This is a genomic window from Rhodobacter sp. SY28-1, from assembly GCF_005222785.1.
In the GTDB taxonomy this organism is placed as follows: Bacteria; Pseudomonadota; Alphaproteobacteria; order Rhodobacterales; family Rhodobacteraceae; genus Tabrizicola.
In genome coordinates, this window is sequence record NZ_STGH01000005.1 from 23,821 (window position 1) to 48,400 (window position 24,580).

The 24,580-nt window shown below is 64.6% G+C and carries 28 protein-coding genes; 12 read left to right on the forward strand and 16 right to left on the reverse strand.

Annotation, left to right across the window (positions count from 1 at the left end; genetic code table 11):
• Positions 1 to 49 precede the first annotated feature (49 nt).
• A complete protein-coding gene (locus E8M84_RS20130; RefSeq protein ID WP_240790468.1) occupies positions 50 to 904 on the reverse strand; it encodes an ABC transporter permease in 855 nt (284 codons plus the stop codon).
• Position 905: 1 nt separating this feature from the next.
• Positions 906 to 1,955: a spermidine/putrescine ABC transporter substrate-binding protein gene (locus E8M84_RS20135; protein WP_240790469.1), complete on the reverse strand. Its 1,050-nt coding sequence runs from the start codon at positions 1,953 to 1,955 to the stop codon at positions 906 to 908.
• A gap of 107 nt (positions 1,956 to 2,062) precedes the next feature.
• Here E8M84_RS20135 and E8M84_RS20140 point away from each other — a divergent pair, with 107 nt between their 5' ends.
• Complete coding sequence (locus E8M84_RS20140; RefSeq protein WP_137113048.1) at positions 2,063 to 2,689, forward strand: TetR/AcrR family transcriptional regulator; 627 nt, start codon at positions 2,063 to 2,065, stop codon at positions 2,687 to 2,689.
• A 33-nt stretch (positions 2,690 to 2,722) separates the two neighbouring features.
• On the opposite strand, the gene E8M84_RS20145 is transcribed toward E8M84_RS20140, so the two are convergent.
• The 8 genes from E8M84_RS20145 to E8M84_RS20180 form a co-directional block, all read right to left on the reverse strand.
• Positions 2,723 to 3,787 (reverse strand): ABC transporter ATP-binding protein, encoded by a 1,065-nt coding sequence (locus E8M84_RS20145; RefSeq protein WP_137113049.1) that lies wholly within the window; start codon positions 3,785 to 3,787, stop codon positions 2,723 to 2,725.
• A 3-nt stretch (positions 3,788 to 3,790) separates the two neighbouring features.
• Positions 3,791 to 4,786, reverse strand: a complete 996-nt coding sequence (locus tag E8M84_RS20150; protein ID WP_137113050.1) for a levansucrase — start codon at positions 4,784 to 4,786, stop codon at positions 3,791 to 3,793.
• A gap of 11 nt (positions 4,787 to 4,797) precedes the next feature.
• Positions 4,798 to 5,676, reverse strand: a complete 879-nt coding sequence (locus E8M84_RS20155; protein ID WP_137113051.1) for a carbohydrate ABC transporter permease — start codon at positions 5,674 to 5,676, stop codon at positions 4,798 to 4,800.
• Entirely contained in the window at positions 5,676 to 6,749 is a 1,074-nt protein-coding gene (locus E8M84_RS20160) for a carbohydrate ABC transporter permease (protein ID WP_137113052.1), read from the reverse strand. The genes E8M84_RS20155 and E8M84_RS20160 overlap by 1 nt, the downstream gene beginning before the upstream one ends.
• A gap of 102 nt (positions 6,750 to 6,851) precedes the next feature.
• Positions 6,852 to 8,102: an extracellular solute-binding protein gene (locus E8M84_RS20165; RefSeq protein ID WP_137113053.1), complete on the reverse strand. Its 1,251-nt coding sequence runs from the start codon at positions 8,100 to 8,102 to the stop codon at positions 6,852 to 6,854.
• Positions 8,099 to 9,187, reverse strand: a complete 1,089-nt coding sequence (locus tag E8M84_RS20170) for a LacI family DNA-binding transcriptional regulator (RefSeq protein ID WP_137113054.1) — start codon at positions 9,185 to 9,187, stop codon at positions 8,099 to 8,101. Before E8M84_RS20170 ends, E8M84_RS20165 begins: the two co-directional genes overlap by 4 nt.
• A gap of 227 nt (positions 9,188 to 9,414) precedes the next feature.
• Positions 9,415 to 10,119 carry a response regulator transcription factor gene (locus E8M84_RS20175; RefSeq protein WP_137113055.1) on the reverse strand — a complete coding sequence of 235 codons (705 nt, stop codon included), beginning with the start codon at positions 10,117 to 10,119 and terminating at the stop codon, positions 9,415 to 9,417.
• Positions 10,091 to 10,375, reverse strand: coding sequence for a hypothetical protein (locus tag E8M84_RS20180; protein ID WP_137113056.1), 285 nt, complete (start codon positions 10,373 to 10,375; stop codon positions 10,091 to 10,093). Before E8M84_RS20180 ends, E8M84_RS20175 begins: the two co-directional genes overlap by 29 nt.
• A gap of 249 nt (positions 10,376 to 10,624) precedes the next feature.
• On the opposite strand from E8M84_RS20180, the gene E8M84_RS20185 reads away from it, so the two are divergent.
• From E8M84_RS20185 to E8M84_RS20205, 5 genes are all read left to right on the forward strand, one after another.
• A complete protein-coding gene (locus tag E8M84_RS20185) occupies positions 10,625 to 11,107 on the forward strand; it encodes a hypothetical protein (protein WP_137113057.1) in 483 nt (160 codons plus the stop codon).
• Between the two features lie 141 nt (positions 11,108 to 11,248).
• Positions 11,249 to 11,881 (forward strand): ribonuclease HII, encoded by a 633-nt coding sequence (locus E8M84_RS20190; protein WP_137113058.1) that lies wholly within the window; start codon positions 11,249 to 11,251, stop codon positions 11,879 to 11,881.
• A gap of 88 nt (positions 11,882 to 11,969) precedes the next feature.
• Positions 11,970 to 13,091: a site-specific DNA-methyltransferase gene (locus E8M84_RS20195; RefSeq protein ID WP_137113059.1), complete on the forward strand. Its 1,122-nt coding sequence runs from the start codon at positions 11,970 to 11,972 to the stop codon at positions 13,089 to 13,091.
• Between the two features lie 231 nt (positions 13,092 to 13,322).
• Positions 13,323 to 14,867: an acetolactate synthase large subunit gene (locus E8M84_RS20200; RefSeq protein ID WP_137113060.1), complete on the forward strand. Its 1,545-nt coding sequence runs from the start codon at positions 13,323 to 13,325 to the stop codon at positions 14,865 to 14,867.
• A gap of 73 nt (positions 14,868 to 14,940) precedes the next feature.
• Entirely contained in the window at positions 14,941 to 15,384 is a 444-nt protein-coding gene (locus E8M84_RS20205) for a DUF3291 domain-containing protein (RefSeq protein ID WP_137113061.1), read from the forward strand.
• 85 nt (positions 15,385 to 15,469) lie between these two features.
• On the opposite strand, the gene E8M84_RS20210 is transcribed toward E8M84_RS20205, so the two are convergent.
• The 3 genes from E8M84_RS20210 to mutY are packed head-to-tail and all read right to left on the reverse strand — an operon-like array spanning position 15,470 to position 18,372.
• Positions 15,470 to 16,093 carry a glutathione S-transferase family protein gene (locus E8M84_RS20210; RefSeq protein WP_137113062.1) on the reverse strand — a complete coding sequence of 208 codons (624 nt, stop codon included), beginning with the start codon at positions 16,091 to 16,093 and terminating at the stop codon, positions 15,470 to 15,472.
• A gap of 50 nt (positions 16,094 to 16,143) precedes the next feature.
• A complete protein-coding gene (locus tag E8M84_RS20215; protein WP_137113063.1) occupies positions 16,144 to 17,277 on the reverse strand; it encodes an alkane 1-monooxygenase in 1,134 nt (377 codons plus the stop codon).
• Positions 17,278 to 17,328: 51 nt separating this feature from the next.
• Entirely contained in the window at positions 17,329 to 18,372 is a 1,044-nt protein-coding gene (gene mutY / locus E8M84_RS20220) for an A/G-specific adenine glycosylase (RefSeq protein WP_137113064.1), read from the reverse strand.
• 152 nt (positions 18,373 to 18,524) lie between these two features.
• Here mutY and E8M84_RS20225 point away from each other — a divergent pair, with 152 nt between their 5' ends.
• The 3 genes from E8M84_RS20225 to E8M84_RS20235 are packed head-to-tail and all read left to right on the forward strand — an operon-like array spanning position 18,525 to position 20,844.
• Positions 18,525 to 19,049: a DUF721 domain-containing protein gene (locus E8M84_RS20225; protein WP_240790470.1), complete on the forward strand. Its 525-nt coding sequence runs from the start codon at positions 18,525 to 18,527 to the stop codon at positions 19,047 to 19,049.
• A 51-nt stretch (positions 19,050 to 19,100) separates the two neighbouring features.
• A complete protein-coding gene (locus E8M84_RS20230) occupies positions 19,101 to 19,706 on the forward strand; it encodes a DsbA family protein (RefSeq protein ID WP_394347442.1) in 606 nt (201 codons plus the stop codon).
• 1 nt (position 19,707) lies between these two features.
• Positions 19,708 to 20,844 carry a CaiB/BaiF CoA-transferase family protein gene (locus tag E8M84_RS20235; protein WP_137113066.1) on the forward strand — a complete coding sequence of 379 codons (1,137 nt, stop codon included), beginning with the start codon at positions 19,708 to 19,710 and terminating at the stop codon, positions 20,842 to 20,844.
• On the opposite strand, the gene E8M84_RS20240 is transcribed toward E8M84_RS20235, so the two are convergent.
• Positions 20,841 to 21,059 (reverse strand): helix-turn-helix transcriptional regulator, encoded by a 219-nt coding sequence (locus tag E8M84_RS20240; RefSeq protein ID WP_240790471.1) that lies wholly within the window; start codon positions 21,057 to 21,059, stop codon positions 20,841 to 20,843. The genes E8M84_RS20235 and E8M84_RS20240 overlap by 4 nt on opposite strands.
• Positions 21,059 to 21,589, reverse strand: a complete 531-nt coding sequence (locus tag E8M84_RS20245; protein WP_137113067.1) for a DUF2975 domain-containing protein — start codon at positions 21,587 to 21,589, stop codon at positions 21,059 to 21,061. Before E8M84_RS20245 ends, E8M84_RS20240 begins: the two co-directional genes overlap by 1 nt.
• Positions 21,590 to 21,656: 67 nt before the next feature.
• On the opposite strand from E8M84_RS20245, the gene E8M84_RS20250 reads away from it, so the two are divergent.
• The 3 genes from E8M84_RS20250 to rlmH all read left to right on the forward strand — a co-directional run bounded on the left by E8M84_RS20250 (position 21,657) and on the right by rlmH (position 23,245).
• On the forward strand, positions 21,657 to 22,214 hold the full coding sequence (locus E8M84_RS20250; protein ID WP_137113068.1) for a hypothetical protein: 558 nt from the start codon (positions 21,657 to 21,659) through the stop codon (positions 22,212 to 22,214).
• 105 nt (positions 22,215 to 22,319) lie between these two features.
• Positions 22,320 to 22,775, forward strand: a complete 456-nt coding sequence (rsfS, locus tag E8M84_RS20255; RefSeq protein ID WP_394347443.1) for a ribosome silencing factor — start codon at positions 22,320 to 22,322, stop codon at positions 22,773 to 22,775.
• Positions 22,775 to 23,245 (forward strand): 23S rRNA (pseudouridine(1915)-N(3))-methyltransferase RlmH, encoded by a 471-nt coding sequence (rlmH, locus tag E8M84_RS20260; protein WP_137113069.1) that lies wholly within the window; start codon positions 22,775 to 22,777, stop codon positions 23,243 to 23,245. The genes rsfS and rlmH overlap by 1 nt, the downstream gene beginning before the upstream one ends.
• On the opposite strand, the gene E8M84_RS20265 is transcribed toward rlmH, so the two are convergent.
• Positions 23,242 to 24,573 (reverse strand): amidase, encoded by a 1,332-nt coding sequence (locus tag E8M84_RS20265; RefSeq protein WP_137113070.1) that lies wholly within the window; start codon positions 24,571 to 24,573, stop codon positions 23,242 to 23,244. The genes rlmH and E8M84_RS20265 overlap by 4 nt on opposite strands.
• Positions 24,574 to 24,580: the final 7 nt, after the last annotated feature.

Here is a 24,580-nt window from a genome sequence, read left to right on the forward strand (position 1 = left end):
GTCGGTGGTGGCGAAGCGAGGAATGACGCAGTCATCGACAAGCGCCCCCTCACACCCGGTCCAGCCGAAGCCAGCGGCTGCTGGCGAAATAGGCCAGCGTCACCACGGCCATCAACACCACCGACAGGGCCGAGGCGAGCGGAAAATTTCCGCTGCGGCCCAGTTGCAGCATGATGAGTTGCGGCAAGGTCAGTTCGGTGTTCCCGCCCAGGATCTGCGGCGTGATGTAGTCGCCGATGCAGAGAACAAACGTCAGGAAGGCCCCGGTGATGACGCCCGGCAGGGTCAGGGGCAGGATGACATGGGTGAAGCACTGCCAGCGGCTTGCGCCGAGGTCCTGCGCCGCGCGGGCGTAGTTCGGGGACAACTGGATCAGGTTCGCATAGATCGTCAAAGTCAACAGCATGACAAAGAAGTGGACGAAGCCGATCACCGTGGCTGCCCGGGTCGAGGCGATCTCCAACGGCTCGGCGATAAGGCCCAGGCCCAAAAGCGTCTTGTTCACCACCCCGTTCTGTCCCAGCACCAGAAGCCATGAATAGGACCGCACGACATAGGAGGTCCAGAACGGCAGCACTGCCAGCAGAAGCGCAAGCCGTTGCCAACAGGCAGGAACCCGGAAGGCGATGATCGCGGCCAGGGGGTAGGCGAGGACGATGGAAATCACCGTGACGACGACCGTGATCTCCAGGCTGTTCCGCAGCGCCTCAAGCATCACAGGGTCGGTGAAGATGCGGGTGTAATTACCGGGGTCGAAACCGCGGACGATCTCGCGCCCTTCCATGTGCGCGAACGAAAGCGCGATCATCGCGAAAAAGGGCAGGATGAAAAAGGCCGCCGTCCAGACCAGGGCCGGGGCCAGAAGGCCCCAGGCCTGGCGGCGGTCCTTTGCCGCGAGGCTCACGCTATTGCGCCAGCATCTCGGTCCAGAGGTCCTGCATCGCGGTATCCAGCGCGGCATCCGGGATCGGATACAGCTGCGCGCGCTTCAGGAAATCTGGCTGCTGATCCCAGCGCAGCACAGCCTTCTGTTCGGGCGTCAGCGCGTCGCCTGCCTTGGCATTCGCGGGCATCCCCCAGTAGCAGGACGAGGTCGCCAGCCGCGCCTGACCTTCGGGAGAGGTGATGTAGTTCACGAACTCCAGCGCGAGGTCGGGCTGCGTCGATCCCGCCACCACGCCAATAGATTGCGCCCAGCGAAGGCCGCCCTGCTTGGGGATCGTCCAGTCGAGGTTCGGGTTCTCGGCGGCCAGCACCGCCGTCAGCCATTCGCCCCCGCCGACGACGATGTCGACCTCTCCCGTCGCCAGCGCCGTCTGGGCCGAGACCACGTCGGATACCTGCTTCGACGCCTTGCGCAGCGCCATCAGCGGGTCGCGCAGCGCGGGCAGGTTCTCGGCAGTGATGTCGGCAGTGTTGGTCCCCTGCCCCAGCGCCACCAACCCGAGGACCGGCAGGTAGTAGTCGTAGATGCCGATCCGACCGTCATACTTGCCGCCGGTCAGCGCGGCCATGTCCTCCATGTCCGCCGGGTCGACCTTGGTCTTGTCGTAGCTGATCGTGTTGTAGCCGAACTTCTCGGACACGGCGTAGGTCTTGCCGTCGATCACGTTGTTCTCGGCCATCACCAACTCGGGGAAGAAATCCGCAGTCGCCAGCTTGTCGGCCGGGAGCTCTGCCATGTGTCCAGCCTCCACGGCCCGCTTCACGTCGACCGCGTCGATCACCAGCACGTCCCAGTCTCCCGGCTGCGACTGGTCAAGGATCGCCAGACCTGCTGCGGTGCCTTCGTATTCCTTGAGGTTCACCTTGACCCCGAACTTTTCCTCGAACGGTTCGATCAGCGCCGGGTCGGTGTGGTCGCACCAGACAAGGGCGTTCAGTTCCTGCGCAAGGCCCGGGGTGGCGGTCAGCAGCAGGGCAAGCGAGGTGGCGGAAAGACGGTTCGCGGTCATCGAAATCTCCATGTCGGGTGGTGGCCTCTGCTGGGCCCTGAACAAAAGGATTGAGTTCATTCATTTTTGAAGTCAACGTCAAATTCAAGAAACGGCAGGGGCTGAGAGTGGGACTGCGGGAACGGCACAAGGAAGACCGGCGGCTGCGTATTTTGCAGGCAGCATCCGCCCTGTTTCGCGCGCAGGGATATGACGCCGTACGGATCGAGGACATCGCCGCGCAGGCCGATGTCTCGGCCGGGACCTGCTACAACTACTTCACGACCAAGGGCGACATTCTGCTTTCGATCGTGACACTGGAAGTGGAGGAGGTCATCGACGCTGGACGCGCGGTGGTTGCCCGCCCACCGGAAGACGTGGCTTCGGCGCTGGATGGGCTGATCCACATCTACTACGACCATTCGCTGATGTACCTGTCGAAAGCGATGTGGCGCATCGCGATCTCGCTGACCATCTCGGCCCCGGAAACACCCTTTTCGCAGCGCTATTCGGGTCTGGATGCAAAGCTTGCTGCCCAGGTCGGCGATCTGTTGGTTGCCTTGCAGCACCGTGGCCGGGTCCGTGCGGACTTCGATCCCGGATTGATCGGAAGGGTCATCTTCAACCAATTGAACCAGGCCTTCATCGACTTCTGTAAGGATGAAGCGATGTCGCTGGAAACGTTGCGCGCGGAAAGCGGGCAGATGACCGCGCAGCTGGCCCGCCTGCTCTCACCCCGCGTGGCCGCGGAGTGAAAGCGAAGCAATTGTTGCTGGCCGACGCGAGGTTCAGGTTACCGGAAAGAGGTGGACGCGATCGGGATCGAAGTCGAGGTGCACCTGCGAGCCGACATCGAAGACGGCATCGTGGGCAAGGGCGGCAATCAGCGGGTTCCCGTCCTTCAACGTGACCTCTACGACTGTCTCAGCCCCAAGCCGTTCGGTCAGCGCGACCGTGCCGTGCAGCTTGCCGCTGCCTGGTGCCACCGAAAGATACTGCGGACGCAGGCCAAGGATCGCCTGATCGCCCACCCGGAACGGCCCACGCTTGCCCGAAACCTCCACCGGGTCCAGGGCACCGTTCGATACCAGCACCTTGCCGCCATTCACGCCCTGCACGGTGACCTTGAGAAAGTTCATCGAGGGCGCCCCCAGGAAGCCCGCGACGAACAGGTTCGCCGGATCGTGATACAGGTCCATCGGCGCTCCGATCTGCATGACCTGACCGTCCTTCAGCACGACGATCTTGTCGGCGAGCGTCATCGCCTCGACCTGGTCGTGGGTGACGTAGATCATCGTTGCACCCAGTTGCTGGTGCAGCTTGCCGATCTCCATCCGCATGTCCATCCGCAGCGCGGCGTCGAGGTTCGACAGCGGTTCGTCGAACAGGAACACCTGCGGCTTTCGGACGATGGCGCGGCCGATGGCGACACGCTGGCGCTGGCCGCCTGAGAGCTGCGAGGGACGGCGGTCCAGAAGATGCTCCATCTGCAGGATGCGCGCGGCCTCTGCGACCTTGGCGTCCTTTTCCTCTTTCGACGCGCCAGAGATCGTCAGCCCGAAGGCCACGTTCTCGCGCACCGTCATGTGCGGGAAGATCGCGTAGGACTGGAACACCATCGCCACGCCCCGGTCTTTCGGTGGCAGGTCGTTGACCACCGTCTCGCCGATCTGAAGCTGACCCGAGGTGATGTCCTCCAGCCCCGCGATCATGCGCAGCAGGGTGGATTTCCCGCAGCCGGAGGGACCGACGAAGACGCAGAACTCACCGTCCTCGATCTCGATGTCGACGCCCTTGATGACATGGGTGGCGCCGTAGCTTTTCTTGACGTTCTTCAGCGAAATCCGTGCCATGCGTTACTCTGCCGCCTGTGCGAGGGGTTGAACGTGAAGGAGACCGTCGCGGTCGATCACGACCGGTTCGGGGTCCATGACATAGCCGCCGAAGGTGGCCTTGCCGCTGTCGGCGAAGCCGAGGATCACAAGACCCTGGGGTCCGTCAACGATGCGGGCGGCGTAGCGGCGGCAGGGCTCGGCGCCGTCAAGGAAGGGACCCGGCGCGATGCGCCAGGGGCCGCGAGGATGGTCGGCGATCAGGTAGTGGGTGCCGGTCACCGGGGTCTCCGGGTTGTCGCGACGATATTGCTCCGACCAGTGGTGGGAGGAGGTGCAGAACAGGCAGTACCAGTGTTGGCCCACTTGGAAGACCTGCGGCACTTCCAGCTGACCAAAGCCGCCGTGGAAGACCGGGGGCTGCAGGGTCCAGGTCATCAGGTCGGGCGAGGTGGCAAAGCCAATGGCCCCGCCGGCGTTGGGCTCCGGAACGCCCGGCACGCGGGCGGTAAAATACATCAGCCAGCCATTGCCGTCCGGGTCCTTCATCACCCAAGGGTCGCGCATGGCCCGGTCGTGCCAGTGGCCGATGGCATGGTCCTTCTCGTAGCAGTCGGCGTTCGGGCCGGTCATGTCCAGCGCCAGCCCGTCACCGACGCGGGTCCAGTTGTGCAGGTCGCGCGAGGTCGCATGACCGATGCGTTGATACAGCGACTGCTCAGAAAGCGTGGTGCCAGTGTAGAACAGATGCCACAGCCCGTCGTCGCCCTTCAGGACCGACCCGGTCCAGGTCGTGCTGTCGTCCCAGGCCGCGCCATTGCGCTGCGGCTCGAACGTCGTGCCCATGTCAGTCCAGTTGACCAGGTCCTTCGAGGTCGCATGGCGCTGCGTCGCGTTCAGGTGCCGCGCGTCGGGGTCGATCAGCGATTTCGGGGCCTGCAGGAAATAGCCGTGCCAGATGTCGCCATCCTGGACATACCAGCTGTCCCAGAACCAGAGGTCTTTGTGTTTGAACGACATTTTGGTCTCCGTTAGCCCTTCACGCCGGTCGAGGCGATCGACGCGATGAAGGCTTTCTGCAGGTAAAGGTAGAAGGCGAGGACGGGGACGGTGATGAGGCTCAGGTAGGCCATCACCTCGCCCCAGGCGACGTTGAGCTGGAAGAAGTACTGCAGGCCGACCATGACCGGGCGGTAGCCTTCTTCCTGCGTGACCATCAGCGGCCAGAGGTACTGGTTGTACATCACCAGGAACTTCAGGATCGCCGCCGTGGCGAAGATCGGGCCCGAGAGCGGCATGACGATCTTGCGGTAGATCTGGAACCAGCTGGCACCCTCGACCCGGGCGGCTTCGATCAGCTCGCCCGGCAGATCCTTGAAGTACTGCACGAACAGGAAGACCGTCAGGCCGTCGGCGATGAAGGGGATGATCTGGACATGATAGCTATTCAGCCAGCCCCAGATCAGACCCTCCATCCCCAGCCAGGGCAGGTACGCGACCATCATCAGAAGCGGGATGGCGATGGTCTCGAACGGGAGGATCAGTGTGGCGAGGAGGAGCGCGAGGAGCGTGTTGCGGCCCTTCCAGTTCACGAAGACGAAGGCGAAGCCTGCGGCCGAGCAGAGGAGGAGCGACAGCACCACGGTCACCCCGGTGACAAGGACCGAGTTGAAGACGAAGGTCGCCACGGGCGCGCGCTTGAAAGCGTCCCAGTAGTTCTGCAGGCTGATGTCACCCACCGGCAGGAACGCGCGGAGGTTGCCCGAATCCTCCAGAAGCTGCTGGTCGGGCTTCAGGCTAGACATCAGCATGAAGACCAGCGGGAAGACGAAGATGATGGCGATCAGGACCAGGACGGCGTAGCGGGTCGCCAGTCGCAGGCCGCGGTTCTCGGCGGAAATCATGGCCATCAGGTCTTCTCCCGCGTCAGCCAGCGTTGGATCAGGGATATCGAAAGGACGATGATGAACAGGATCACCGAAATCGCCGAGCCGCCCGAGATGTCCTGCTTGCCATAGCCGCGCTCGATGGCCTGGAACACGATGGTCTGGGTGCTGTCCAAAGGCCCGCCGTTCGTCATCACGTCGATCTGGGCGAACAGCCCGAAGGCCTGCATGGTGATGACGATCAGGATCAGGACGGCGGTGTTCCGCAGCCCCGGCCAGGTGATGTATCGGAAGACCTGCCACTTCGACGCGCCCTCGATGGCGGCGGCCTCATAGAGGGTGGGGGAGATGGTCTGCAGGCCGGAAAGCCAGATGACCATGTGGAAACCCACCGCCTGCCAGATCGACATCGCGATGATCGACCCCAACGCTGTCGAGGGGTTCCCCAGCCAGTCTATGGGCGGAATCAGGCCGAAGCTGATCGCGCCGAGGAGATTGTTCAGAAGGCCGGACTGTCCGTCATAGATTAGCCGCCACAAAAGGGAGACGACGACGATCGAGACGACGACCGGCATGAAGTAGATCGCGCGGAAGACGTTGATGCCTTTCAGGCGCTGGTTGATGAGAAGGGCGAGGCCAAGGGCGAGGCCCGCCTGCACCGGGGCGACGATCAGGACGAAGATGAAGGTGTTGACCACGGCCTTCATGAACACCACGTCGCGGGCCAGGACGAAGGTCTTGCTGTCCCCGCCAAGCGAGAAGCTGAACCATTCGCGCATCCCGGCAAGGTCAGGCCGGTCGGGGTTGTTGCGGGTGATTGTGCGAAGCGAGGGATACTCCGGCTCGCCATCCTTCATCACCACCGCCCCGCTATCGTCGCGTACGGGATCGAGCGTCAGCGTCGTCACGCCCAGAAGCTGGCGGTAGTTCGACATGCCCACGAACTCGGTCGCATTGGGGCTGACGAGGCGTTGGTTTGTGAAGGAGAAGTAGAAAGCCAGGAAGAAGGGCAGGATCACGAACCCGGCGATCAGCAGGACCGCAGGTCCCGCCATCAGCCAGCCCGTCCGGTTGGACACGGTGAACTTCGACGCCATGATCGCCTCGCTCGCGGGAAGGAAAGGACTGGCGGCAGTGACCGCCAGCCGAAGGTTCTGGGGAGAACCTGGCCCCGGAGCGGACCCCGGGGCCAGACAGCCTTAGTGGCCGTAGCCGCCGTTCTTCTCGATGTCGGCGTTGATCTCGTCGACAGCCGCGTCCAGCGTTGCCGCCACGTCGGCGCCGTTTGCGATGTCGGCCAAGGCCTTTTCGAACACTTTGGCCTGCACGACGTAGCCCGGGGTCACCGGACGGACGAGCGCCAGTTTCGACGAATACTCGCCGTACACCGCAAGCGGGCCGCCGGCCTTGTAGTTGTCGACCATTTCAGAGGCCGAAGCGGTGGCCGGGATCAGGCCGATACCGTTCGAGAAGGCGGCCAGGTACTTGTCCTGCAGCGCGAACTCGATGAAGGCCGCCGCCCCTTCCGGGTGCTTCGAGGTGGCCGAGACGCCGAACTGCCAGCTTGCGCCGCCGATCTTCGGACCCGCGCCGAAATCCGGCGGCGGCAGGAAGACGGTGTCCGGGAAGGCCGACAGAGCACCGAGCGCAGCCCAGTTGCCGTTCCACGAGAAGGCGTACTTGCCGGCCGCAAAGCCGCCATCGCGGTCAGCGGGGTCCTGCGTCGCCTGGGCGTAGCCGTTGGTGAAGAGGCCCTGCCACCATTCGCCGAAAGCAATCGCCGCCTCGCCGTTCAGGGCGCCTTCCGCGGTCTTGTAGGTCGTCCGGTCAACGATGTCGCCGCCGAAGGACTGCAGGAAGGGCGAGAAGGCGTAGGGGTACCATTCCCCGGTCCAGGCCATGCCCAGGTCAAGCGGGAATTCCCACTTGCCGCTGGCCTTCGCCGCGTCAAGCGCCGCCATGAATTCGTCCTTGGTCCAGGGCTGGTCGACCGTGGGGGTACGCAGGCCCAGTTCGTCCAGGGTCGACTGACGGGTGACCAGCGCGACGGCGGCATCCCAGAGACCGATGGAGTAAAGCTGGCCGTTCCAGACGCCCTTGGTGCCGGGCAGGAAGCCCTCGATCTTCGATTCGTCGATCTTCAGGGGCTGCATGTAGCCCGCCCAGGCCCAGTTCGGCATGTTCGGCCCGTCGACGTCCAGAATGTCGGGCAGGTTGCCGGCCAGAGCGCCTGCGACGACGGAATCGTTGTAGGCGGCTTGCGGGAAGCTCTGCAGCTCGACCTTCCAGTCGGCCTGGCTGCCATTGAAGTCGGTAATCAGCTCGTTGATGAGCTTCAGCTCAACTTCATTGCCCGCGCCATGATACCACATGGTCAGCGTTTCCTGCGCCTGGGCGACCGAGGCCCAGCTCAGGATCGCGGCGGATGCCGCGAAGGTGAACATCTTCATTTGGTTTCCTCCCTCAAGGGTTTGAAGCTCAGCACATTCTCCGGTCGCACTTCGTTGACCGAGGCGCGCCAGTGGACAGGCCCGGCCACGCGGACCGGGCTGTGGTCATCCCGGCCTTCGCCGGAAATCAGTTGCAACAGTCGCTCGCCCGCACGGGCGCCGATGGCGTTGTAGGGCAGGTCTACTGTCGTCAATGGCGGGTACAGCGTTTCGGCGATGGCGCGGTAGTTGTCGAAGCCCGCCACCCCGATCTCGTCCGGGACCTTGCGACCCATGCTGCGCAGGATGCCGTAGACCATCATCGCCATCTGGTCGTTGCCGCAGCACAGAACCGTCGGCGGCGCGTCAAGCTGCAGCATCCGGTCGATGCTGTCCCACAGAAGCTGGGGGCCGATCTCGGGCTGGTCAAAGTCGACATGCTGCAGCAGCGCCGGATCGAAGGGCAGCCCCGCCTCTTGCAGCGCATCGCGATAGCCCAGCGGTCGCAACCGGCCCGCCACCATGTCCGGCCGCAGCGACAGATAGGCGATCCGTCTGTGTCCCGCGGCGATCAGCCTGCGCACGAGGTCTGCCTGCAGGCGGCGATCATCCGGAACGACCGACGGCGTGCCATGCGCATCGTAACAGTTGGCCAGGACCAGGGGCGTATTGTCCTGAATCCGTGGCAGCGTCACTTCCTGATGGTATTCGGCCACATAGATCAGCCCCTCGACCCGGTGCGACAGGAAGGTGCTGAAGAGGTGCGGCACCCGATCCTGACGACCGGCCGTGTCCGCGATCATCAGCGTCATGCCGGAGGATTCCAGCGCTCGCTGGATGCCTTGCACGATGAAGAGGTCTGGCAGGCCCTGCTGGGTCGAGGGCTGGTTCTTCGTCGAGATCGCGCCGGTGATAAGGCCCACTATCCCCGACTTCTGCGCCCGCATCATCCGCGCCGCGTTCGAGCGGACATAGCCAAGCTCACGCATCGCCTCTTCGACGTGCTGGCGGGTCTGCTCACCGACGGGGCCGTCGCCGTTCAGCACACGGCTTACGGTTTTCGGAGAGACCCCGGCGCGCCGGGCCACATCGTAGATTGTCGACATTCCCCCACCCTGCTGCCGCAGTCCCGTCCCATGCCGCAACGCCCCTCTACGTCATGACATCGGTGTCATGTCACCGATGTCACAAGCTTGCGATTCGGTCAAGACCGCTTTCGCGTCACATGGTGCCGCGCAGACGCAAGCCGTGTGTCATCGATTGAAAACGTAGCTATGCCGCGCCAAGGACGCTGCCTGGCCTGACCGTGAAGCCGTGCCATCCGGCAGGCCGGTCAGATCATCCGGATCGTGTCCTTGCCCACAGCCAGCATGTAGCCCCGGCGGGCAATGGTCTTGACCAGAAGTTCGGATACCAACTGGTTGCCCAGCGTATCCCGCAGCCGCTTGACCCGGGTCGCCCCGGCGGCTTCGTCGCAGTCGGCCTCGTTCCGACCGGAAATCACCGCTTCGATCTGCGCGCCGGTCAGCACTTCGTCGTCCATCCGCGCCTCGGCAAGCACCGACAGGGTCTCAAGCGCGGCCTCGGTCAGCTGGAATTCAAGGTCGTTGATGTAGACCGCCCGCGCCTCGCGGCTGATCATCAGGCTGGCGACCTGGATGCCCGACCGCTGGATCGCCGAGATGCGGCGGTTCAGCGCGATAATCATCACCAGAAAGACCAGCGCGGCGATCAGCAGGGCGGTCGAAAAGACCAGAAGGACGAAGATCACCGACCGGTAGCTGGTCAGAACCTCTGAAAACGACGTCCCCGACTGGGCAAGGATTTCCAGAAGCTTGATCTGCGTATTCGACGTCAGATCGTTGTTCTCGACAAAGATCCGCTCGACCCGCGCGTTAAACGCGTTTGCATCCGGCAGGTTCAGGAACAAGAACAGCGCCGCACCCAGCAGGATGAGGACGATGGCAGCAATTCCGAAGGCGACGACGCGGTTGCCGGCTTTCAGGCTTTCAGTAACGGAGGAAGTAGTCTCCGGCACTCGCTTTCCTTTCCTCGAGACCTTCGGGCCCGAATGTGGACAGAACGTTCAACAGCGTCCAGCCATCGGCCGCCAGTCTCGGCGCCAATTCGCCTTCGGCCGCGCCGGGGCTGCAGTTGCCATCCGACACCTGCGCGACACCGTAGTGCAGTTGCAGCGGTTCGTCACGCTTGGCCTTGTAGTCCGCATAGCACTCCGCCGCAGCCGGTCCCGCGAGGGCCAGCGCAAGGGCGGCAGAGGTGATCAGTCTTTTCATTTTCCTGCTCCGGAAAGGAGGCTGCTCGATTGCTGTCGGACAATGCGCATGCGCGCGTTGCTATTCAATATCATCCGGGATTCTGGCGCATTGTTATCGGATAGCAAGTCAGTTTTCCCGCACCGCTATACCCTAGCAGGCAGGCGATATTGCTTACGCCACGGGCTGGCGGCGAGGGTTGGTCATCGGGGTCGCAAGGCACGGAACGGCGGCCCGACAAGATCAAGACATCCGCTCCAGGAGGCAGCCATGACCGTCGAATTCAGAAGCCAGTCGCGTCGCATCAGCTCGCAGGGAATTTCGGAAACCAACCTCTCGGGCCGCCGGTTCGCGGCCATGCTGACCGGTGGGGCCGCGGCCTTGGCCCTGGTGCTGGCCACCGCAATCCCGGCCAAGGCCGACAAGAAGGACGACCTGGCAAAGGCCCTGATCGCTGCGCTGGTCGTGGGCGCTATTGCCCACGAGTTGAAGGACAACAAGAAACCTGCCCCGGCCCCTCTGCCTGAACCCGAGCCGGTCAGATCCAAGCGCGTCCCTTCGGTCTGCGCGATCTCGATCGACGGGGCGGACCGTTCGGTGACGCTCTATTCCGAAGGCTGCCTGCGCGAGGAAGGCTTCGACTACCGCCTGCCGCGCGGCTGCGCGAACAGCGCCACGATCTTCGGCGAACGCGACCGTGTCTATTCGGCGCAATGCCTGCGCGACGCCGGTTTCCGGGTGACCGGCCGTTAAGACAACAGTCTACAGGCAAGGGCCGCCAAGGCAGCCCTGACCGAAGCGGGTTCGCCCTGACCCGCTTCCGCTGAGGGGGTGGGAGGGTGAGCAGCTCCCACCCCCTTTTTCCGTCGGCATATCCGGGGTAGTCCGGGGCGCATGACAGGCATCCTTCCCGACTTCTGGCATGAGCAGGCCGCGTTCGACCGCGGCGAACTTCGCGTGGTCGGGGTCGATGAAGTCGGCCGTGGGCCACTGGCAGGCCCGGTGACGGCCTGTGCGGCGCTTTTGTCTCCGGACCGGATCCCAAAAGGATTGCGCGATTCAAAGATGCTGAGCGCCGCGCGGCGCGACGCCTTGTTTGATGAGATCATGGACCTCGCCGAGGTGTCAGTCGCGCATGCGACAGTCGAGGAGATCGACACGCTGAACATCCTCCGCGCCAGCCACCTTGCGATGGAGCGCGCTGTGGCCGGGCTACGGGCCGACCATGCGCTGATCGACGGAAATCTCATTCCCCGCGGACTTGGCTGCGCTGCGACCCCAATCGTGAAAGGCGACGCAAAGTGCCTGTCGATCGCTGCGGCGTCCATCGTTGCCAAGGTCACGCGGGACCGGATCATGGTGGATTTGGCGCAACAGCACCCCGGCTACGGCTGGGAAGCCAATGCAGGCTACCCGACAAAGGCACATCTTGAGGCACTGCAAAATCTAGGCGTGACCCCTTGGCATAGACGTTCCTTCAAACCTGTCCACAACATATTGTATCAAGGGAATTCTATAAGCTCTTGATTCAAAAAAGAATTTGACGGCGAATCGGCTCTGACTCATGATTCTGACAACACCGGTACACCAATGATGCCGGGGGCAGAGGCAGAGAATGACGACCAGGAATACCGCGGCGGAAGGGGCACTTCCGCTGAACCAGATCCTTGCGGGTGACTGCATCGAGGTGATGAATTCACTTCCCGCAGGCTCTGTCGACCTGATCTTCGCAGATCCCCCCTACAACCTGCAGCTCAAAGGCGAGCTGCACCGGCCCGACAACTCCAAGGTCGACGCGGTGGACGACCACTGGGACCAGTTCTCCAGCTTTGCCGCCTATGATGCCTTCACCCGTGACTGGCTGGCAGCTGCAAAGCGGCTTCTGAAGCCGAACGGTGCGATCTGGGTGATCGGCAGCTACCACAATGTGTTCCGGTTGGGAACCGAACTACAGAATCTTGGGTTCTGGCTTCTGAACGACGTCGTTTGGAGGAAGTCGAACCCGATGCCGAACTTCAAAGGAAAACGCCTGACCAACGCCCATGAGACGCTGATCTGGGCCAGCCGCGACGAGGCGGCGAAATATACCTTCAACTACGAGGCGCTGAAGGCGCTGAATGACGGCGTGCAGATGCGGTCGGACTGGGTGATCCCGCTGTGCACCGGGCATGAGCGGTTGAAGGATGAAAACGGCGACAAGGCCCATCCGACGCAGAAGCCGGAGGCGCTTCTTCACCGGGTGATCGTGGCGACGACGAACCCGGGGGACGTGGTGCTGGACCCGTTCTTCGGGACCGGGACGACGGGGGCGGTGGCGAAGATGCTGGGCCGCGACTTCATCGGGATCGAGCGGGAGGCGGCGTATCGGAAAGCCGCAGCGGAGCGGATCGAGAGGGTGCGGCGGTTCGATGCCTCGGCCCTGGAGGTCAGCGGGTCCAAGCGGGCGGAGCCTCGGGTGCCGTTCGGGCAGGTCGTCGAACGCGGCATGCTGCGGCCGGGGGAGGAGCTGTTTTCCCTGGGCAACCGCTTCAAGGCCAAGGTCCGGGCTGACGGGACGTTGATCGGGAACGACGTGAAGGGGAGCATCCACCAGGTCGGGGCCGCGCTGGAGGGGGCGCCGTCCTGCAACGGCTGGACCTACTGGCACTTCAAACGGGACGGGAAGATGGTCCCCATCGACATCCTGCGGCAGCAAATCCGGGCCGAGATGGAGGCTGACGGAAGCCGCACCCACTGAGATTCAGGAACACGCCTGTCCCCCGGACCGCCTGGGGGACACCTTTACCCCGCCGGGATGTCCTGGCGGGTTTTTTTCATGTGTCCACGGTGGACAAAGTCTGATGGTCATTTGAAATCAATCGCTTGGCCGCGAACGTTAGGGGTTTCTTTACCCGCGGTTTTTGGCCCTTTCGGGTTGTGCGCAAGCCCCGAATCCGGTCTTCTGGACCCCCAGAAGACGGAGGCGGATATGAACGGCGCAGAGACTTTGGTGGAGACGCTCCTTGCCTCGGGCGTGACCGTCTGCTTTGCCAATCCCGGCACGTCGGAGATGCACTTTGTCCATGCACTCGACCAGCACCCGGAAATGCGCTGTATCCTTTGCCTGTTCGAGGGCGGCGTGTCCGGCGCGGCGGATGGGTATTTCAGGATGAAAGGGGAGGTGGCGGCGACGCTTCTGCACCTGGCCCCCGGCTTCGGCAATGCCTTTGCAAACCTGCACAATGCCCGAAAGGCGCAGTCGGGCGTCCTGAACATCATGGGCGACCATGCGGATTACCATCTGCGGTTCGAGGCCCCACTGAAGGGCGACACGATGGGGATCGCCCAGGCTGTGTCCCATTGGACGCGGGTCTCCTCGTCCTCGACCAAGGTCAGCGGCGACGCGGCCGAGGCAATCCAGGCGGCGCGGGCCAAAGGCGGACAGATCGCAACGCTGATCCTGCCCGCCAACACGGCCTGGGAGGAGGCGTCGAGCTTTGCCGTCGCGGCCCCGCCCCCTGCCCTGCGGCGTCCGTCGCGGGAGGAGGTCACGGCGGCGGCCAATGCCCTGCGCCAGCCTGGGGCAATCCTGATGATCGACGGACCGGCGCTGTTCACCGATCTGGGGCATCTGGCCACGCGCCTGACCAAGGCCTGCGGCGCGCGGCTGATGCAGCCCTTCTTCGTCAGCCGCTTCCGGCGCGGAGCGGGCTCGGTGAAGATCGAACGGATGGCCTACAGGATCGAGGACAACCGCAAGCTTCTGGCCGGGGTGCCATCGCTGGTCCTGTGCGGGACTGCCCGACCGGCGGGGTTCTTCGCCTATCCCGGCCTGCCCTCGACCCCCGACGATCCGGAGACGCGGCTGATCGAGCTGTGCAGCCGCGAGATGGACATCGAATGGACCCTGCAGGCACTGGCCGCGGAGTTGGGCGAGGCGGAGCTTGGCCCCGAGGATTTCGTCAGCCTCGACTTGCCCGCCCTCCCCGAGGGCGCTTTGACCGTGACCAAGGTCGGCGAGGCGATTGCTGCGCTGATGCCCGAGAACGCGGTGGTGGTGGATGAGGGGATTTCAGCGTCCTACTACCTGGCGCCGGGGCTGAAGCGGGCGCGGGGGCATGACGCGCTGACGATCACGGGGGGGTCCATCGGGTTCGGCCTGCCGAACGCGGTGGGCGCGGCGGTCGCCTGCCCGGACCGCAAGGTCGTGGTGCTGGAGGGCGACGGGTCGGGGATGTACACGCTGCAGTCGTTGTGGACGATGGCCCGCGAAGGGCTGGACGTGACCACGGTGATCTTCGCCAACCGCGGCTACCAGATCCTGCGCGACGAGCTGGCGGCGATGGGGGTGAACGAGGTCGGCCACAATGCGCAGCGGATGTTTGACGTGGAAGGGCCGAACCTGGACTGGGTTGCATTGGCGCAGGGGCATGGCGTTCAGGCGGTGCAGGTGAAAGATATGGCCGGGTTCAACGCGGCGTTTGCCGAGGCGATGGGGCAACGCGGTCCGAGGTTGATCGAAGTGGTCTGCTGAGGACGATTTCTTGACCGGCGACGGAGGACCGGAGTTGTGAGATAATCCTTCCGGGCCTGGGGAGGACTTCGTCATGACAATCGCGCATTTCAACGTTGCCCGGCTTCTGCATCCACCAGGCGATCCGAGGGTTGCCGAGTTCACCAACAACACCATTCGCGTCAATGCTGTTGCGGACCGCAGTCCGGGTTTTGTCTGGCGCTGGACGGATGAGGGGAGCACGGTCGAAGGCAGCGGTGGGTATCAGGCAGCCGATGCCGATCCCTGTCTGGCCATCAGCCTTTCAGTCTGGGAAACGACCGAGGCGCTTCGCTTCTTCGTAGAGCGCACAGTGCCTGGTGCCTATCTGCGTCGCCGCCAAGAATGGTTCGGCCCTTGGGACGGGCCGAACTATGTGATCTGGCCCTGGCACTCGGAAGGAGTTCCGACAGTGGCAGAGGGCTGGGCCCGGTTGGACAGGTTGAAGCGCGAGGGAGACTCGGCGGAGGTACATGGTTTTCACTGGACGGGCCAATGAGCGCCGGTCGGCAGCTTCGGGGCAATGATCCTTGAAGCAGGGTTCTGCCACCTTTTCCGAGCAGGACCCGTTACCCTTGCTACTGCTAGCCCGCTGTCTTCGTCAGCCCTGCGAAGGGATCGCGCCAAGCTTCGATCTGGTTCAGTTGATCCGCCAGCCTTTGAACTTGCGGGTAATCGCTGATCGGCAAACCAGCGGCTTCGGCGAAGGGGAAGCAGGTTGCGACGCGGAAGTCGGCATAGGACAGGCGGTCATCGACCAGCCATGTCCGCCCCTGCAGCTGCCCATCGAGAACGCCCATGAACTGCCGCCAGTCGCCCATCGCCTCGTCGAAGACCGACTGTTCGGGCTGGAAGTCCATGAAGCTCGGCGCGATCAGTTTCCAGAAGTAGAAGACATCGCCTGCCCGGTTCAGGTGATGCGTGGCCCAGGATATCCACATCACCATCTCGGGCTGGCTGTCGCCGGTGCGCCAGAAGTCCGACCCGGCCAGCGCCGAGAGCTTGCAGGCGATGGCGTCGGCTTCCCAGTAGTTGCGGGCGTCCGTGGTCAGGACGGGCACGCGGGTGTTCGGATTGATCGGGCGGAAGGCCTCCTGATGGTCTGGGTGCATCGGTGAGGCAGCGACATAGTCGACCGGCGACTTCAGATGGCGCGCGACAGCCACGGCAACCCGGGGATTCAGGTTGGGCGAATAGTAGAGCTTCATGGCGGCCTCCCGTGGGTGAGGCCGAAATTACATACCATTTGGTATGTTTGTCAAGCTGTGACCGGGTTCAGCGCCTTGTTGTAGGGGTGCCAGTCGGTGATGTCGGGATAGTGGAAGCGCCGCCAGTCCTTTACCCGGCGGTTCATCACCCGTTTCCACAGGGGCGGGACCATGGCGATGAAGACCATGATCGGATAGCCGAGCGGCAGTTGCGGCGCCTCGTCCTGGGAATAGGTCTGCAGCAGCGGGAAGCGGCGGTCGGGCTTGTAGTGGTGGTCCGAGTGGCGCTGCAGGTTGATGAGAAGCCAGTTTGACGCGGTATGCGCGGCGTTCCAGCTGTGATGCGGGCGGACGTGTTCGTATTTGCCGTCGCCAAGGTGGCGGCGGGTCAGGCCGTAGTGTTCGACGTAGTTCACCGCCTCTAGCTGCCAGATCGCGACCAGCGCCTGGTAGAGGAAGAGCAGAAGGCCAAGCCAGCCGCCAAGGGCTGCGGCCAGTGCCAGCATCCCCGCCTGCAGCGCGGCATAAAGCCAGAACGGGTTCGACAGGTGCCACCAGGGCAGGGCCTTGCGGGCCAGCATTGCGGCCTCGGCCCTGAAGGCGGATTGCGGGCACTGGCACAGGACACGGGGGAAGAACCGGTGGAAGCCTTCGTTGTAACGCGCGGTCACCGGGTCGCGTGGGGTGCCGACATGCAGGTGATGCACTCGCAGGTGCTCGGACCGGAAGTGGGAATAAAGGACCGAGGCGAGGAGGAGATCGCCCAGCCAGCGTTCCAGCCGCGATTTCTGGTGCATGAGTTCGTGGCTGTAGTTGATGCCGACGGTCCCGGTCAGGATGCCGATGCCGAAGAAGAGGACTCCCAATTCCAGGGTGCCAAGGTGATCGGCGCGGGTGGCGTACCAGATCGTCCAGAACAGGATGACAAACTGGATCGGGAACCAGATCAGGGTCAGAAGGCGGTACCAGAACAGGCTTTCGGTGGACTGCGGGTCGGCGTTGTCCTGATCCAGCCCGGTCACCGCGTCGAGGATCGAGTAGAAGATGATCGAGCAGCCGGGGACCAGTGCCGTATACCAGCCGCCTTGCGTGGCTCCGATCACCGCCAGGGGCACCATGCCCAGCGCGAACCAGAAGGGGAGAGCTTGCAGGAACCCGAGGGTCTTGGTGGGTGCGTTGGGCATCGGTCACCATGGCTGACGGTGGCGGAAGTATGCTGTGGAACCCGGGGGGCTTCAATCGCCGAGCGTATGGCGGGCGAGGTCCCAGGCCTTGCGCATGACGGTGGGCAGGTCGGCGGGGCGGAAGTGCTGGCGGGGGATGAGGTCGCCCCGGGTGGGCGGGCCGTCAAGGCGGGCGGTGAGGACGGTCAGGACCAGGTGGAAATGGGTGAAGGTGTGGCGGACCTCGCCGATCTCCTGCCAGGCGGCGACCGCCGGGGCGGGGCCGCCCTGCCCGTCCCAGCCGTCGCCGGGGATGCCAAGCATGCCGCCGAGGAGGCCCTTCTCGGGACGGCGTTCAAGGAGAATCGCCCCGTCGCTGTGACCAAGCCAGAGTGTGCCGCGGCGGGTGGGTTTGTCAGGCTTGGGGGATTTGCGGGGGAGATCGGCCTGGAGGCCTTCGGCGCGCGCGGCGCATGCATGGGACCAAGGGCAGATGCCGCAGGCCGGGGAGCGCGGAGTGCAGATCGTCGCGCCGAGGTCCATGATCGCCTGGGCGTAGTCGCCGGGGCGCTGGGTGGGGGTCAGTTCTGCGGCCAGCGCGGTCAACTCTGCCTTGGCAGCGGGTAAGGGCGTTTCGACCAGGCGGAGGCGGGAGATCACCCGCTCCACGTTGCCGTCAACCACGGTGGCGGGTTCGTCGAAGGCGATAGCGGCGATGGCGCTGGCAGTGTAGGGGCCAATGCCGGGGAGGGTCAGGAGGCCCTCTCGGCTGGTCGGGAACTTGCCGCCATGGTCGGCGACAACGGCGCGGGCGCATTTCAGCAGGTTCCGGGCGCGGGCGTAGTAGCCGAGGCCCGCCCATTCGCCCATCACTTGCGCGTCCTCGGCGGCGGCGAGGTCGGCAACCGTCGGCCAGCGGGCCGTGAAGCGGTGGAAGTAGTCCCTCACGGCGGCCACGGTTGTCTGCTGCAGCATCACCTCGGACAGCCAGACGCGGTAGGGGTCGGGGCGGACGCCCTCGACCCGGTCCTGCGGCGACACGCGCCAGGGCATGACGCGGGCGTGGCGGTCATACCAGAACAAGAGCTGCGCACAGAGGGATTCGGGGTCCAGCATCGCGGCGAAGATAGCGGGCACACCGCCGGTGGCCAGCAGAATGCAGAAATGACCCGGTAACCAGGGCATAACACAATGTTTATTCCTGTTTCAGCCTAGCCACTGGCGGGTGCGGCCCCTTGCGATAGAATAAGCGGCAAGGACAGGAGCAAATGGCGCGCAAACCCCTTCCCTCACCCAATGCCGAGCACCGCATGCGCGGATTCGAACCGGCGTTCGGGTTGATGAAGGACGCGGTCCGCACCGCCGGGGAATCGCGTGGCTTTGCCGTGACGCGGCTCTTGACCCATTGGGCCGAAGTCGCGGGTGAGGAGATGGCCCGCAAGACCCGGCCAGTGAAGATCGGCTATGGCAAGGGCGGCATGGGCGCGACGCTGACGCTGCTGGTCAAGGCCAGTGAGGCGCCGATGGTGCAGATGGCGCTGCCGGTGCTGAAGGAACGCGTGAACGCCGTCTACGGCTATGCCGCCGTAAACCATATCCACCTGACCCAGACGGCGGCCACCGGCTTTGCCGAGGGCCAGGCCGAGTTCACCCCGGCCCCCAAGGCCGCGAAGGCCCCCGATCCTGCCACAACCGCCAAGGCGCAGGCCGTGGCCGAGAGCGTGGCCGACCCAAGCTTGCGCAGCGCGCTTGAACAGCTGGCGCAAAACATCTTAACTCGCCCCCGATCTTGAATTCGGGCTGACAAAGGACGCCGACCCATGATGAAACTGAACCGCCGGGCGATGATTGCCCTTGCCGCCGCCGCCACTGCGGCGATGACGCCCGCCCTGGCACAGGAAACCACGACGGCCACGACCGCGCCTGCGGTGACCGACTATTCGATGGGCTCGGCCGATGCCAAGGTGAAGATCGTCGAGTATGCAAGCTTTACTTGCCCGCACTGCGCGAACTTCCACGCCACGACCTTCAAGGATCTGAAGCGGGACTACATCGACACTGGCAAGGTGCATTTCACCCTGCGCGAGGTCTATTTCGACCGCTATGGTCTGTGGGCCGCGCTGATCGCCCGCTGCGGCGGCGAGATGAAGTATTTCGGCATTCATGACATGCTGTTCGACAAGCAGACCGAATGGGCCGCTTCGGAGAATCCGCAACAGGTGGTCGAGAACCTGAAAACCATCGGTCGCGCGGCAGGACTTGAGGATGCCGCGATGGATGCCTGCCTGAACGACACGGCAAATGCCGAGGCGCTGATCAAGCAGTTTCAGACCAACTTCGAAGCCGATGGTGTCGAGGGGACTCCGACCCTGTTCATCAATGGGGCCAAACACGGCAACATGGGCTTCGAGGACCTGAAGACCATCATCGAAGCCGAACTGGCGAAGTAACATGGCTGCACCGCTGGACGGCATCCGCGTCATCGAACTGGCGCGGATTCTGGCGGGCCCCTGGGCCGGTCAGACGCTGGCTGATCTGGGTGCCGATGTGATCAAGGTCGAGGCCCCCGAAGGCGACGATACGCGGCGCTGGGGGCCTCCGTTCATCGAGGCGGGGGGCGAGCGGACCGCCGCCTATTTCCATTCGGCGAACCGGGGCAAGCGCGGGATCACCTGCGATTTCCGCACGGCCGAGGGGCAGGAGACGGTGCGACGGCTGGTGGCCGATGCCGATGTGGTGATCGAGAACTTCAAGGTCGGCGGGCTGGCGAAGTATGGTCTCGACTGGGAGTCGCTTCGCAAGCTGAACCCCAGGCTGATCTATTGTTCGATCACAGGGTTCGGGCAGGACGGGCCTTATGCGCATCGCGCCGGGTATGACTTCATCATCCAGGGAATGTCGGGTTTGATGTCGGTCACGGGTCCTGCGGATGGTCAGCCACAGAAGGTTGGCGTGGCGGTCACGGACATCTTTACCGGGGTCTATGCGGCCACGGCGATTCTGGCGGCGCTGGTGCAGCGCGGGAGGACGGGCGAGGGCCAGCAGATCGACATGGCGCTTCTGGACGTGGCGACCAGCGTGATGGCGAACCAGGCGATGAACTATCTGGCCTCGGGCAAGGCCCCTGGCCTGATGGGCAACGCGCATCCGAACCTGGCGCCTTACGCGGTGTTCGACTGCAAGGATGGCTGGCTGATCCTGGCCACCGGGAATGACGGGCAGTACCAGCGACTGTGCAAGATTCTGGGGTTGGAGGCGATGGCGACCGAGCCTGCCTTCCTGACCAACGCCGACCGGATCGCGAACCGGGCGGCGATGACTGAACGGCTGACGGCGGCCACGAAAACCTGGGCCAAGGCGGACCTTCTGGCGGCCTGCGAGGCCGAGGGCGTTCCCGCCGGGCCGATCAACAATCTGGCCGAGGTCTTTGCCGACCCGCAGGTCGTGGCGCGGGGGTTGCAGATCGCGCCCGAAGGCGTGCCGGGGGTGCGCAGCCCGATGACCTTCTCGGGTGCCGAGTTGGCGCTGGACCGGCCCGCGCCGAGGCTGGGCCAGCACCAGGACGAAGTTCTGGGCCCGAAGGGTTAGGGGGCGGGTTCCGCCTCCAGGATGTCACCGGGTTGGCAGTCCAGCGCGGTGCAGATGGCAGCAAGGGTGTCGAATCGGATGCCCTTGACCTTGCCCGACTTCAACAGGCTGAGGTTCTGTTCGGTGATGCCGATCCGTTCCGCCAACTCACGCGACCGCATCTTGCGCCGGGCGAGCATGACGTCCAGGCGGACCACGATTTGCAGGGTCGACATCAGACGAACCCCGCGTTCTCGGCCTTGAGGGCGGCGGCCTCGCGCATGGCCCAGCCGATGACGGTCATCAGCCCGGCCGCCATCAGGAAGCCGAGAGTGCCGCTGTCGAGGCCGACAGACAGGGTCCGTTCTGGCGCGTTCCAGCTGAGGATCAGGGCCTGCAGGGTGGGGGTCAGGATGGTGAAAACCGCGACCAGCACCAGCGCGCGGCCGATCTGCAGGATCGTCTCGGCGTTCTCGGCGGACAGGACATCGCCCTCGCGATAGCGGGCGAACAGCCGGACCATGCCGCGCAGGGCGGACACCATCGGCAGGACCGAGACGAGGGCGACGGCGGCAACAAGGCCTGCCTGGGTGGGGGTTACCCTTGTCTCAGCCGGAAGGCCGGGCGCGCGGGGCAGGAGCGAGGCGGGGTCGGTCACCCATTTCCCGGCGTAGACAAGGACAAGAAGCGGCAGGGCGACCGACAGGACAAGGGCCACCCAGTAGAGGATGCCGGACAAGGACTGCAGGCGGGATTGGTCTTGCATGATTGCCTCTTTTCACGACGATAATTTATCGTATTACAGCCAAATATCGTTGTCAAAGGAGAATCAGATGCGCCCGACCCCCGCCCTGCTGACCAGCCTTGCGCTGGCCGCCTGTTCCGCCATAATGCCCTCGACAGCCGCGCGGCTGGCGACGCTTGACCCCCTGACGGCCGACCCTGCAGCGATCGAACTGGTGGTGATATTGCCTCCCGGCCTTGCGATCAGCCCGGGGAAGGCGGAACTGAAGCTGGGGGCCAGCCGGGGCGCGGAGCAAATGGGCGAGACCTTCCGCCTTGAGGATCGTCCGGTGGCGAGCGGAATCGACCTGCCCAAAGACGCAACGGCGCGGCATTTTGCGCTTGGCGAGCCCGACGTTGCGCGGATGCGGGAGGTGCAGGCCGAGATTGCCGCCTGGAAGCAAGAGGGCAACGCCAGGGGGTCGTTGGGGCTTGGCATTGGCGGTTGTGCCATAGGCGCGGGTCCCGCACCGGATGCGCGGGGGTCGGTGCTGATCCGCATGGCAAAGGATGCGCCCTTCCTGCCCTTGATCGCGGACGGCAGGCTGTCGGACCTGCTTGGCCCCGAGACCCTGGCCGCGATCAAGCCTTGCCAAGGCGCGGAATAAGGCGTACCCGCCCGCCTTCGGTTGAGATTGCCCCGCCCGGGTGCTAGTCTGGGACCATGGCCCGGCGCGGGGGCCTGTCGTCTGCCTTCCTGCCCGCGCTTGTCTCTGGAGGACCCGGTCCTGTCGCATTCTGATCCCGCCACCGGTCTGCCGACCGGTCCGCGCCCGACGCCCGCCGAGGGCGCTGCCAGTCCCGAAGCGCACAGTTCGCAAGCCGTTCTGGACCTTGTCCTGAAATCGGTCGACGACGACAAGGCCGAGGACATCGTCGAGATCGACCTGCGCGGTCGGTCGGACGTGGCCGATTACATGGTCATCTGCTCGGGCAGGTCATCGCGTCAGGTGGCGGCCATCTCGGAAAAGCTCGCTGACCGGCTGAAGCAGGAGATGCGGATTTCCGTCCGCATGGAAGGCAAGGAGACCGGCGACTGGGTGCTGATCGACGCGGGCGACGTGATCGTCCATGTCTTCCGCCCCGAAGTGCGCGACTTCTACCAGCTGGAAAAGATGTGGCTGCCGATGGGCGCTGCGGCGGGCGCGGCCCGCACTGCCAAGGCCTGATGCGACTGCACCTCTGCGCCGTGGGCCGCCTGCGGGCGGGACCCGAGCGCGACCTGGTCGACGATTATCTGCAACGGCTTGACCGCACCGGGCGACCCTTGGGCCTTGGCCCGGTGACCGAACATGAGGTCGAGGACAAGAAGGGTGGCGGGATGGTGGCGGAAGCGGTGCTTCTGTCCCGCGCGATTCCCGAAGGCGCCGCGCTGTGCGTGCTGGATGAACGGGGCAAGACACTCTCCAGCCCCGAGTTCGCTCAGACCCTGGCGCAGTGGCGCGATGGCGGGCGGCAGGACGCGGCCTTTGTCATCGGCGGGGCCGACGGAATCGACCCCAGCTTGCGCGCGCGGGCCGATCTGGCGATCAGCTTTGGCCGCATGGTCTGGCCGCACATGCTGGTGCGAGTGATGCTTGCCGAACAGCTTTACCGGGCCGCGACGATCCTTGCAGGATTGCCCTACCACCGGGTCTAGAGCAGCGCGCGTTCCGCCGCCGCACCCAGCCGCAGAAGCCGCGCTTCCTCGCCCGGCCGGGCCATCAGCGTGATGCCGCAGGACGGCTGCGATGTCGGCAGGGTCAGGGCACACAGCCCCAGCATGTTGCCGATCCGGGTATTGCGCAACGCCAGCAGGTTTTCCGAAACGTAATAGGCGTCATCGGTCATCAGTCGGTTCGCATCCGGCGGCAGAATGGGTGACGTCGGCAGCAACACAGCATCGTAGCCCGCGACCCGATCAGCCCAGTTAGCTCGAATCTCATGCAGCCGCCGCCAGCCCGCGACATAGTCCACCGCGCTGATCTGCGCGCCTGACCGGAAACGCTCCAGAATACGCGGGAACATCTTTTCTGGCGCACGTTCAATGGTTTCTCGCCAGGTTCCGTAGGCCTCCGCGGTGCATAGGATCCCGGCAAGCGCCACTGCCTCGGCCGTTTCAGGGACCGAAACGCGTTCAATCCGCGCCCCCGCACGTGCCAACCGCTGGGTGGAATCGTCGAAGCCTTGACCTGGCCGATCCCGAACGTCTTCCAGTGCGACCGTCTCAAGTATCGCTAGCCGCATACCCGACAGGCTGGCCCCGGCAAGGTCGGCGGCCTGATGCCCGCCAAGCGCGGCAAACAGGAGATTGCAGTCCTCAACCGAGTGGGCCAGCGGCCCGATGGTGTCAAACGCCTCGAACAGTGGGACCACGCCGGTCAAAGGCAGGCTGCCCGCTGTGGTCTTGAGACCGACCAAGTCGTTCCATGCCGCCGGGATGCGAACTGATCCCCCAGAATCCGACCCGATGGCCGCAGGGGCGAGGCCGAAGGCAACCGAGGCCGCAGCGCCTGAGGACGAGCCGCCCGGCACTGCCTTGTCGTCGTTCAGGTTCGGCGGGGTGGCTGTCACCGGGTTCAGACCCAGGCCCGAGAAGGCCAGCTCTGACATATGCGTCTTGCCGAGGCACACGAGGCCCTGCAGCGTCGCGGTTTCCAGCACCGTCGCATCCCGGTCGGGCGTGCGACCCTTCAGCAGGGCCGATCCCGCCTCGGTTGCCACGCCTGCCGTGTCGAACAGGTCCTTCCAGCTGAGCGGCACCCCGTCCAGCAACCCCTTGCGCAGGCCCGCCTTGGCGCGGGCGGCGGCGGCCATCGCCTCGCCTCGCGCCCGGGCGGCGGTGGCGCGCGCGTAGATGCGGGGGGAGAGGGGATGCGTCTCGATCCGGTCCAGGAAGAACTCGGTCAGTTCGACGGGGTGGATGCGGCCCTTGCCGATCTCGCGCCCAAGGTCGGCGGCCGTCATATGCGCCCAGGTTCCGGTCATCTGATCC